Below are 10,867 nucleotides of genomic sequence, written 5' to 3' on the forward strand. Positions count from 1 at the left end.
CCTCCTCGGCGGCGAGCGTGACGCCGCGCAGCACCTCCATCGCGTACGGGCTGTCCAGCACGTCGACGAGGAACTCGCCCGTGCGGCGGCCGCCCGCGCGGCGAGCACCGCGGGGGACAGCACCGCCACGGCGGCGACGGCCCCGGCGACGGCGACGGTCCCGGTCGCGCCGGGCAGCGCCACGAGCACCACGGCGACCGCCACGGCGGCGGTCACGACCACGAGCGGCACCGTCTCGACGAGCGCCCGCACGACGACCGACGCCAGCGAGGCGCCGCGTGCCCGCTCCGCCGCGAGGAGCGCGCGGCGCCGCCCGGCGAGCAGGCCGCCGGCGAGCACGAGGCACAGGGCCGCCGTCGCGGCGATACCGATGATCGTGAGGGACGCCTGCGCGCGCGCGGCGACGAGGCGGTCCTCGAAGGCGTCGAGCACGGCGGGCAGGTCGGTGCTGACGCGGCCGGACGTCGCGGACACGTGCTGGACCGTGCGGCGCAGCGCGCGCAGGTCGTCGAGCGTGGTGCGCGTCGTGTCGACGGTCGCCCGCACCGTCGTCTGCAGCGACTGCGGCGTGACGACGCTCGCGAGGTCCTCGAGCACGCCGACGGGCACGTACAGCCCCGCCAGCGTGTCGACGTCCGACGCGGCGGTCACGGGCACGACGTCGACCAGCTCGGGCAGGTCGCGCCACGCCGTGTGGCCGGGGTCGAGCGGCTCGTACAGGCCGGTGACGACCAGGAGGGACTCGACCCCGCGGGCGGTGCGCCCGCGCTCGACGACGAACGGCCCGTCGTCGACCGTGACGCCGAGCGTCCGCGCCGCGGCGGCGCTCATGCCGACCTCGACGCGGCCGGGCAGCTCGGGCCGCTCCGGCCCGGCCTGCAGCTCCGCGGGGACCGGGGCCGGCGCGGTGCCGGCGACCCAGCGCACGAGCCCGTCGGCGCGGTCCGTGTCCTCCAGCGGCACCACGACGGCCAGGCGCGTGAAGAACCGGTCGCCGCCGGGGGCGTCCGCGAGGAACGTCGACGTCCGCGCCGACGCGCTCCGCGGCCCGAGCCCCGTGGGGAACTCCGCGGCGAGCCAGCCCGCCGTCGCGGCCGCGGGCCCCAGCACGTCGCCGACCACCGAGCCGCCGGGGTCGGCCACGAGGTCGGCGGCCGTGCCGGCGCGCTCGACGGCCGCGCGCGCGGCGGTGTCGGCGGCACGGTCGACGAGCCGCGGCAGCGCGAGGGCCAGGAGGAGCGCCGCGAGGAGGAGCAGCGTGGTGCCGGCCAGCAGGCCGGCGTCCTGCGCGGCGCGCCGCCGTGCGACGAGCAGGGCGCCGGCCGTCGTGGCGCGCAGGCGCGTCGCCGAGGTCGTCATCGGTCGTCCCCCAGTCGCAGGAGCGCGCCGGTGGTGCGGCGCACGAGCGACGTCCCCACGACGGCGACGGTGGCGCACGCGCCGAGCGCGAGCGCCCCGACGAGGCCGGTCTGCGGCAGCCAGTCCCACACCACGCGTGCGGGCGGCGACGGGCTGCGCCCGTCGGGGGACGTCGTCAGGACCGGCCCGACGACGTGGCCGAGCAGCACGCCCACGGCGACGCCGGCGGCGGTGCCGAGCGCGACCAGGAGGGCGTTCTCCAGCACGAGCGCGCGGACGAGGTCCCGCCGGTCCGCGCCGAGCGCCTGCAGGCGGGCCAGCTCCAGGCGGCGCCCGCGCACCGCCACGCCGGCGCTCGCGCCGATGCCGACCACGACGAGCAGCCCCGCGGCGAGCGTCACGAGCCCGAGGGCCACGGGCACGGCGACGCGCAGCGGGCCGCGCGTCGCGTCCGCGGCCGCGTCGGCGCGGACGGTCACGTCGCCCGCCCCGACGGCCGCGAGGTCGTGGCCGACCGCACGCGCGGCGTCGTCGCCGGCGGGGACCGTGACCCACCACCCGTCGACCTGCTGCGCGATGCTGCCCGCGTCGGCCAGCGCCCGGCCGAGCGCCCGCGTGTCGACCAGCAGGTCGGGCCCGCGCGCCGCGCCCGGCAGGTGCGGGGCGACGCGCGCGACCCGCGCCCGGACGCGCGTCTCGCCGACGGTCACCACCACGACGTCGCCGGTGCCGAGCGCGAGGTCGGCGGCGACGGGGGCGGCGAGGACGACCGGGACGCCGCCCTCGTCCGGCGTCCACGCCGTCGCGCGCAGGGTGCCGCCCGCCCCGGCCCACGTGTCCGTGAGCTCGACCCACCCGCCGATCGTCGTGGCGTCGGTGCCCGCCGGGCGCAGCCGCACCGGCTTCTCGCCGAGGGCCGTCGTGGCGCTCCCGCCCCAGCGCACCGACCCGATCGCGACGGGGGTGGACGGCGCCGTGCCGGCCTCCCACCACTCGGCGCCCTCCGCACGGTCCACCACGCGGACCCCGCTCAGGTCCAGCTGCAGCTGGTCGGCGCCGAAGCCCTCCTCGAGCGCGGGTGCGGCCTCGTCGACCACGACGTGCGCCGTGACGCCCACCAGCTCGACGGGCAGGGCGAGCGTCGGCACACCCGTCGCCAGCTCCAGCGGCTCGTGCAGGCTCGGCAGCGTGCCGTGCGTCCAGGCGTGCACGCCGCGGGCGTCCCGCAGCAGGAAGGACAGGTTCACCTGCCCGACCGAGGGCTGCGTCGCGGTGGGGGTCACGTCGAGCACGAGCCACCGCGGGTCGCCGGGCAGCGGGACCGCCGCGGTCCGCTGAGGGTCCTCCTCCGCCGCCTGGTCGTCCGGCGGCGCAGGTGCCAGGTCGGCGAGCACCGCGGCCCACCCGGCGTCCGTGCGGCCGCGCAGCACGTCGGGACGCGAGGTGTCGACGGCGAGGAGCCGGGCGGCCCGCCCGGAGGCGGTCGCGGTGCTGTCGGTCCCGAGGGCGGCACCGAGCGTGACCGCGCGGTCCAGGACCGGGACGGCGACCGCGCCCGGGTGCGCCGCGAGCACCTCGTCGACCGCGCGCGAGCTCGCGACGCCGTCGCCCTCGAGGTCGTCGACCCGCACGTCGGTGCCGACCGCCAGCTCGACCTGCTCCACCTGGGACGTGCGCCACGTCGCCTGGAAGGACTGCGCGAACGTGGCGCACGCGACCGCGACCGCGAGCACGAGCACGGCGCCCGACGCCGACGCCGGGCGGCGCGCGACCTGCCACGCGGCCACGGGGCCCACGAGCGCGCTGCTGCGCCGGGCCAGGGCGTCGGCCGCGGCGCCCACCGGACGGACCAGCCGGAGGGCGAGCACGGCGCCGCCGACGGCGACGAGCGCCGGCGCCACGGCGAGCACCGGGTCGACGCGGGGCGCGCCGCCCGGCAGGGGCCCGCCGTAGCCGAGGAGCTGCCACGCCGCGAGGCCCGCGACGGCCACGAGCGCCAGGTCGGCGCCCGCACGCGCCAGCCGGACCCGCCCCGCGCGGGCCGACGCCGCCGAGCGCCACTGCGGCAGGACCACCGCGACCGCGAGGACCGCGGCGACGACCGCGCAGGTCAGGACGCCGGCGAGCGGCGGCACGCCCGGCACGCGGAACCCCGCCGAGCCGAGCAGCCCGCCCGAGACGAGCGCGCCGTAGGCGCCCAGCGCCAGCCAGGGCGCGACGAGCGTCGCCGCGGCCGCGAGGACCGCCGCCTCGAGGACGGCCAGCGAGCGGAGCTGGCGCGGCGAGGCGCCGCGCGAGACGAGCAGGCTGCTCTCCGTGGCGCGGCGCTCGCCGAGCAGGCCGGCCGCGAGCAGCATGACCGTCGTCGCCAGGACGCCCAGGAGCAGGCCGACGACGACGACCGCGACCCGCGTCACCGCGAGCTCGCGCCACGTCGCGTCGATCGTGCGGTGCACGGACGTGCTGACCCGCGCGTTGGCGGGCGTGCCGTCCAGCGCCGACGTCACGGCGAGCTGCGCGTCGTCGACGGCCGTGCGGAGGGCGGCCACGGCACCGCGCGGCGCGCCCGCGAGCCGCGGGACCACGGTCGTGTGCACGGTCTCGACCGCGTCCGTGGCGGTCAGGGCGCCGGGCGCGACGACCATCGGGCCCCACGCGTCGGTCGTGACCATGCCGCCACCGCCGGGGACGGGGTGCCGCGGGTCGTGCGCGGCGCCCCCCAGCCGGTCGCGGTCCCACGTGCCGAGCGGCCCGCCGAGCTCGAGCAGGCCGGTCACGACCCACGCGTCAGGCCCCTCGCGCGGTCCGGCGCCCACCTCCACCACGGAGCCGACCTGCCAGCCGTACCGCTCCGCCGCGACGGCCGGCACGGCGACGAGCAGCCGCCCCGCGTCGTCGCGCGCGCGGTCGGGGAGCGCGCCGGCGACGAGCTCGGCGTGCCGGGCCACGGCCGGGTAGTCGGCCGCGTAGGCGAGCGGCGCCGTGCGGCCGTCGCTCGCCAGACCGGGCAGCCAGTGCAGCCCGCCGGTGAGCCAGACCTCCTCGTCGGCGTCGAGCCGCCCCAGCACGTCCCGCAGCGTCCCGCTCGTCGTCGCGACGACGGTGGTCACGTCGCCGCCGTTGACGCGCGCGACCAGGTCGATCTGCACGTCCTCGGCGTCCGCGCGGTGCAGGGCCTCGTCGAGCGCGTCGTGCGCCGTTCCGTCGAGCAGCAGCGCGAACGTGCCGAGCAGGGTCGTGGCGACGAGCGCGACGAGCGCGACCGTCGCGACGACCGCCGCCTGGTCCCGCAGCCGGCCGGCCGGCACGCGCAGCCGCCACCCCACGTGGTTCCCCCCTCGCGTCGGCCCGGGACCTCGTCGCGCCGGGCGTGGTGCGCGCCCACGCTAGGGGTCGCGCGCGGGGCCGGGGACGCGCTGCCGGTCACGGTCCGGACACGACCGAAAGGTTGGGGTGCGGGGACGGAAAGTTTCCGCCGGGGACGACGACGGCCCGCCCGGTCGCGCCGGGCGGGCCGTCGTGGGGTGCGCGTCAGGCCTGCGGCGGCCGCGTCATCGACAGCACGTCGAGGGCCGCGTCGAGCTGCTCGAGCGTGAGGTCGCCGCGCTCCACGTGCCCGAGGTCGATGGTCGCCTGGCGGATCGTCACACCGGTCTTCACGGCGTGCTTGGCGATCGCCGCGGCGGCCTCGTAGCCGATCACGCGGTTGAGGGGCGTGACGATCGACGGCGAGGACTCGGCGAGCGCGCGGGCACGCTCGACGTTGGGCGTCAGGCCCGCGACCGTGCGGTCGGCGAGCACCCGCGAGGCGTTGGCGAGCAGCCGCACCGACTCGAGCACCGCCGACGCGATGACCGGGATCTGCACGTTGAGCTCGAAGGAACCGCTCGCCCCCGCCCACGCGACCGTCGCGTCGTTGCCCACGACGCGCGAGCAGACCATGAGCACCGCCTCGGGCACCACGGGGTTCACCTTGCCCGGCATGATCGAGGAGCCCGGCTGCAGGTCGGGGATCGCCAGCTCGCCGAGGCCGGTGTTCGGGCCGGAGCCCATCCAGCGCAGGTCGTTGCAGATCTTCGTCAGGCTGACCGCGATGGTGCGCAGCGCGCCCGACAGCTCGACGAGGCCGTCGCGCGAGCTCTGCGCCTCGAAGTGGTCGCGCGCCTCGGTGAGCGGCAGGCCGGTGTCCTCGACGAGCAGCGCGATGACCCGCTGCGGGAAGCCGGCGGGCGTGTTGATGCCGGTGCCGACGGCCGTCCCGCCCAGCGGCACCTCGGCCGCGCGGGGGAGGGCCGCCTGCAGGCGCTCGACGCCGTACCGCACGGCCGCCGCGTAGCCGCCGAACTCCTGGCCGAGCGTCACGGGGGTCGCGTCCATGAGGTGCGTGCGGCCGGCCTTGACGACCTCGGCCCACGCGGTCGCCTTCTCCTCCAGCGCGCCGGCGAGGTGCTCGAGCGCGGGCACGAGGTCGCGCACGACGCCCGCGGTCGCGGCCACGTGCACCGACGTCGGGAACACGTCGTTCGACGACTGCGACGCGTTGACGTGGTCGTTCGGGTGCACGTCGCGGCCCAGCAGCCGCGTCGCCAGCGTCGCGAGCACCTCGTTGGTGTTCATGTTCGAGCTCGTCCCGGAGCCCGTCTGGTAGACGTCCACGGGGAAGTGCGCGTCGTGCACGCCGCTCGCGACCTCGTCCGCGGCGGCGACGATCGCGTCCGCGACGTCCTGGGGCAGGACGCCGAGCTCCGCGTTGGCGCGGGCCGCGGCCTTCTTCACGCGCGCGAGCGCCTCGACGTGCCCCCGCTCGAGCGTGCTGCCGGAGATGGGGAAGTTCTCGACCGCGCGCTGCGTCTGCGCGCGGTACAGCGCGTGAGCGGGCACGCGGACCTCGCCCATCGTGTCGTGCTCGACGCGGAACGCGGGCTCGGCGGGCGTGGCGGGCGGGGTGGCGGCGGCCTCCGGGCCAGCCGCGACGTCGGGACCGGTGGGAGAAGTCATGCGCAGCATCCTCCCACTGGTGGACGCGCGTTCCGCTCCGGTGGCGGGACCGGCCGACTGGTAGTCGGATGGGGTCCACCCCGACCCCCGGGAGAGAGGCAGGGACGGTGCGACGACGAGCAGCGTTGCTCGCCACGGCGGCCCTCGTGGCTCCGCTGGCGGCGTGCGCGACGGCCGAGGCAGGACCGCCGACGCTCACCTGGTACATCAACCCGGACTCCGGCGGGCAGTCCCGCATCGCGGAGCAGTGCACGGAGGAGTCCGGCGGCGCCTACGCGATCGAGACGGCGCTCCTGCCGCGCGACGCCCCCGGGCAGCGCGAGCAGCTCATCCGCCGGCTCGCGGCCAACGACGCGTCCATCGACATCATGTCGCTCGACCCGCCGTACATCCCGGAGTTCGCCAACGCGGGGTTCCTCGCGCCCATCCCCGACGACGTCGCCGAGGCCGTCACGCAGGACGTCGCCGAGGGTGCCGTCGCCGGTGCGACGTTCCGCGACGAGCTCGTCACCGTCCCGTTCTGGGCCAACACGCAGCTGCTCTGGTACCGCACGTCGGTGGCGGAGGCGGCGGGGCTCGACATGACGCAGCCCGTCACGTGGGACGAGATCGTCCAGGCGGCCGCGGACCAGGGCAAGACCGTCGCGGTCCAGGGCGTGCGCGCCGAGTCGCTCACCGTGTGGGTGAACGCGCTGGTCGAGTCCGCCGGCGGGCACGTGCTCGGCGACCCGGAGGCGGAGGAGGGCGCGGACATCGCCCCGTCCCTCGACACCGACGCCGGACGCCGGGCGGCCGAGGTCATCGCGACGCTCGCCGACGCGGGCGTCGGCGGCCCGCAGCTCGCGAACGCCAACGAGGACATCAACGCGAGCATGTTCGAGGACGACGAGCAGGCCGGCTTCATGGTCAACTGGCCGTTCGTCTGGCCGCGCGCCAACGGCGCGGTCGAGTCCGGGTCGCTCGACCCGTCCGTCGTCGAGGACTACGGGTGGGCGCTGTACCCGCAGGTGGACGAGGGGCAGGAGTCCCGCCCGCCCTACGGCGGCATCAACCTCGGCGTCGGCGCCTTCAGCGAGCACGTCGACCTCGCGTTCGAGGCCGTGCAGTGCATCGTCGACCCGGCGAGGCAGGCGGAGTACTTCGTGTCCGACGGCAACCCGCCGTCCAGCCTGGTCGCCTTCGACGACCCGGAGGTCCAGGAGGCCTTCCCCATGGCGGACGTCATCCGCGATTCGCTGCAGAACGCGGCGCCCCGCCCCCAGACGCAGTTCTACAACGAGGTCTCCACCAGCCTGCAGCGCACGTGGCACGCGCCGGGGTCCGTCAGCCCCGACACGAGCCCGCGCGAGGCCGACGAGCTGATCGAGGCCGTGCTGAGCGGGGAGGCACTCCTGTGAGCTCCGTGGCCGGGGCGCCCCCCGCCCTCGCGAAGGACGACCGCCCGCGCGGTCGCAGCGCCCGCAGCGGGGCGCCGCGCCGCTCCGACCGCGCCCGGCAGGAGGCCCGGCTGGGCATGCTGCTGTGCGCGCCGGCGGTGCTCGTGCTCGTCGCGGTGGTCGGCTACCCCATCCTCCAGGCGGTGTGGGACTCGCTGTTCGACTACCGCCTCACCAACCCGGACGCGCGCGCGTTCGCGGGCCTGCAGAACTACCTGCTGGTCCTCACCGACACCATCTGGTGGCAGGCGCTCGGCGTCACGGTGCTCATCACGGTGATCACGGTGGCGATCGAGCTGGTCCTCGGCTTCGGCCTGGCGCTCGTGATGAACCACGCGCTCACCACGCTGCGGCCGGCGCTGCGCACGGCGATCCTCATCCCGTACGCGATCATCACGGTCGTCTCCGCGTTCGCGTTCCTCTACATGTTCGACCTGACGAGCGGGTTCGTGAACAGCTGGCTGCCGTTCGTCGCGGACAGCAAGGACTGGTTCGCGACGTTCGGCTCCGCGGTGAGCGTCATCATCCTGTCCGAGGTCTGGAAGACCACGCCGTTCATCTCGCTGCTGCTGCTGTCGGGCCTCGCGCAGGTGCCGGGCGAGCTGGCCGAGGCGGCGAAGGTCGACGGCGCGACCGCGTGGCAGCGGCTGTGGCGGGTGACGATCCCGAACATGAAGGCCGCGATCATGGTCGCGCTGCTGTTCCGGACGCTCGACGCGTTCCGCATCTTCGACAACATCTTCATCATGACGAACGGTGCGGCGGGCACCGAGTCGGTCGCGTTCCTCGCGTACCGGCAGACGATCCAGCGGCTCGAGATCGGCGTCGGCTCCGCCGTGTCGGTCCTGCTGACGATCCTCGTCGCGCTGATCGCCCTGCTGTTCGTCAAGGGGTTCAAGGTGAACCTCGCCGCGTCGACGAGGGGTGGCCGATGAGCACCGCGCGCACGAAGGTCTGGTGGTGGGTCGGCGGCCTGCTGATCATCCTGTACTGCCTGTTCCCGGTCGCCTGGATCATCTCGCTGAGCCTCAAGGCGCCGTCCGACCTCGACGACGGGTCCTTCCTGCCGTCGGCCGTGACGTGGCAGAACTACCAGCTGATCCTCACGGGCTCCGCGTCGGACCTGTTCCTGCCGGCGCTGCGCAACTCCGTGGGCATCTGCCTCATCGCGACGTTCATCGCCGTCGTGCTGGCGGCGCTCACCGCGTACGCCATCGCGCGGCTCGACTTCCCGGGCAAGGCGTTCGTGCTCGGGCTGTCGCTGGCCGTGTCGATGTTCCCCGTCATCTCGATCGTCACGCCGCTGTTCAACATCTGGCGCTCGATCGGGCTGTACGACACGTGGGCGGGGCTCGTCATCCCGTACCTGTCGATCACGCTGCCGCTGTCGATCTGGACCCTCACGGCGTTCTTCCGCGAGATCCCGTGGGAGATGGAGCAGGCGGCGCAGGTCGACGGCGCGACGACGTGGCAGGCGTTCCGCAAGGTGATCGTGCCGCTGGCCGGCCCGGGCGTGGCGACCACGGCGATCATCGCGTTCTTCCTCGCCTGGAACGACTTCGTCTACGGCATCTCGCTCACGTCCACCGAGGCCGCGCGGCCCGTGCCCGCGGCGCTCGCGTTCTTCACGGGCGCCTCGCAGTTCGAGGAGCCCACCGGCGCGACGTCCGCCGCCGCCGTCATCGTCACCATCCCCGTCGTCGTGCTCGTGCTGCTGTTCCAGCGGCAGATCGTCGCCGGCCTGACCCAGGGCGCGGTCAAGGGCTGACGCCCGCCGCCCGGACCGAGAGGAGTGCGCAGATGGCCGCGATCACGCTGAGCCACGTGGTGAAGAAGTACGGCGACGGGTACCCCGCCGTGAACGATGTCAGCCTGGACATCAAGGACGGGGAGTTCGTCATCCTCGTCGGGCCGTCCGGCTGCGGGAAGTCGACGCTGCTGCGGATGGTCGTCGGCCTGGAGGACATCTCCGACGGGGAGATCGTCATCGACGGTGACGTCGTCAACGACAAGGCGCCGCGCGACCGCAAGCTCGCGATGGTGTTCCAGAACTACGCGCTGTACCCGCACCTGACGGTGTACGAGAACATCGCCTTCCCGCTGCGGCTGGAGAAGGGCAGGTACTCCGAGGACGAGATCCGCACGCGCGTGCAGAAGGCGGCGGACACGCTCGAGCTCAACGAGCACCTCGAGCGCAAGCCGGCCAACCTGTCCGGCGGGCAGCGCCAGCGCGTCGCGATGGGACGCGCGATCGTCCGCGACGCCCGCGCGTTCCTGTTCGACGAGCCGCTGTCCAACCTCGACGCGAAGCTGCGCGGGCAGATGCGCACCGAGATCTCCCGCATGCAGCGCCGGCTCGGCACGACGACCATCTACGTCACGCACGACCAGACGGAGGCGCTGACGCTGGGCGACCGCGTCGCCGTCCTCAAGAAGGGCGTGCTGCAGCAGGCCGCGAGCCCGCGGGCCCTGTACGAGCAGCCCGTCAACCTGTTCGTCGCCGGCTTCATCGGCTCCCCGCCGATGAACTTCCTGCCCGGCCAGGTCGAGGGCGACGTGCTGCGGATGCCCCTCGCGGACGTCCCGCTGTCGGACGCGCTGCGCCGGCGCATCGGCGACCGGCAGCTCGTCATCGTCGGCCTGCGGCCCGAGCACCTCGAGGACGTCGACACGCTCGACGAGGCCACCGTCGCCAAGGGCGTCACGTTCGAGGCCGACGTCGACGTCGTGGAGTGGCTCGGCGCGGAGCTCTACGCGTACGTGCCGTTCGAGACGCGCGAGGAGGTCCGCGGCACGCTCGAGGAGCTCGACCGGGACCTCGACGGCGAGGGCATGCGCACGCAGCTCGTCGCGGCACTGGGCGCCGAGAGCCACGTGCGCGACGGTGACGTCGCCGAGCTCTGGTTCGACCCGGCGCGGCTGATGGTGTTCGACCCCGAGACGGGGGAGAACCTCACCTACGACGAGGAGGCCGCGCGCGCCGCGGACGCCGAGAGCGAGTCGGAGCGGGCGCGCGCGCTCGAGCGGGCGCAGCGGCGCGACGCGCGGCGCGCCGAGCGGAGCACGCCCAGTCT

Annotated in this window: 7 protein-coding genes; 4 read left to right on the forward strand and 3 right to left on the reverse strand. The window is 75.4% G+C overall.

Going from position 1 to position 10,867, the window contains the following annotated elements; all coding sequences use genetic code 11:
* From AB6N23_RS14670 to AB6N23_RS14680, 3 genes are all read right to left on the reverse strand, one after another.
* Positions 1 to 1,359: hypothetical protein (locus tag AB6N23_RS14670; RefSeq protein WP_412866755.1), on the reverse strand; the 1,359-nt coding region annotated here is incomplete at its 3' end.
* Positions 1,356 to 4,685 (reverse strand): FtsX-like permease family protein, encoded by a 3,330-nt coding sequence (locus tag AB6N23_RS14675; protein WP_412866756.1) that lies wholly within the window; start codon positions 4,683 to 4,685, stop codon positions 1,356 to 1,358. The genes AB6N23_RS14670 and AB6N23_RS14675, both read right to left, overlap by 4 nt.
* 205 nt (positions 4,686 to 4,890) lie before the next feature.
* Complete coding sequence (locus AB6N23_RS14680) at positions 4,891 to 6,357, reverse strand: class II fumarate hydratase (RefSeq protein ID WP_412866757.1); 1,467 nt, start codon at positions 6,355 to 6,357, stop codon at positions 4,891 to 4,893.
* Between the two features lie 68 nt (positions 6,358 to 6,425).
* On the opposite strand from AB6N23_RS14680, the gene AB6N23_RS14685 reads away from it, so the two are divergent.
* From AB6N23_RS14685 to AB6N23_RS14700, 4 genes are all read left to right on the forward strand, one after another.
* A complete protein-coding gene (locus AB6N23_RS14685) occupies positions 6,426 to 7,754 on the forward strand; it encodes an extracellular solute-binding protein (protein ID WP_412866758.1) in 1,329 nt (442 codons plus the stop codon).
* Positions 7,751 to 8,728 carry a carbohydrate ABC transporter permease gene (locus tag AB6N23_RS14690; RefSeq protein WP_412866759.1) on the forward strand — a complete coding sequence of 326 codons (978 nt, stop codon included), beginning with the start codon at positions 7,751 to 7,753 and terminating at the stop codon, positions 8,726 to 8,728. Before AB6N23_RS14685 ends, AB6N23_RS14690 begins: the two co-directional genes overlap by 4 nt.
* Entirely contained in the window at positions 8,725 to 9,561 is an 837-nt protein-coding gene (locus AB6N23_RS14695) for a carbohydrate ABC transporter permease (protein WP_412866760.1), read from the forward strand. The genes AB6N23_RS14690 and AB6N23_RS14695 overlap by 4 nt, the downstream gene beginning before the upstream one ends.
* A gap of 32 nt (positions 9,562 to 9,593) precedes the next feature.
* A partial coding sequence (locus tag AB6N23_RS14700) for an ABC transporter ATP-binding protein (RefSeq protein WP_412866761.1) occupies positions 9,594 to 10,867 on the forward strand: 1,274 nt, incomplete at its 3' end.

Source organism: Cellulomonas pasadenensis (assembly GCF_047229365.1).
In the GTDB taxonomy this organism is placed as follows: domain Bacteria; phylum Actinomycetota; class Actinomycetes; order Actinomycetales; family Cellulomonadaceae; genus Cellulomonas.

Excerpts from the sequence above, each read along its gene's own strand:
- AB6N23_RS14680 (WP_412866757.1), bottom strand. The coding sequence starts at position 6,357 with ATGACTTCTCCCACCGGTCCCGACGTCGCGGCTGGCCCGGAGGCCGCC.
- AB6N23_RS14685 (WP_412866758.1), top strand. The coding sequence starts at position 6,426 with ATGGGGTCCACCCCGACCCCCGGGAGAGAGGCAGGGACGGTGCGACGA.
- AB6N23_RS14695 (WP_412866760.1), top strand. The coding sequence starts at position 8,725 with ATGAGCACCGCGCGCACGAAGGTCTGGTGGTGGGTCGGCGGCCTGCTG.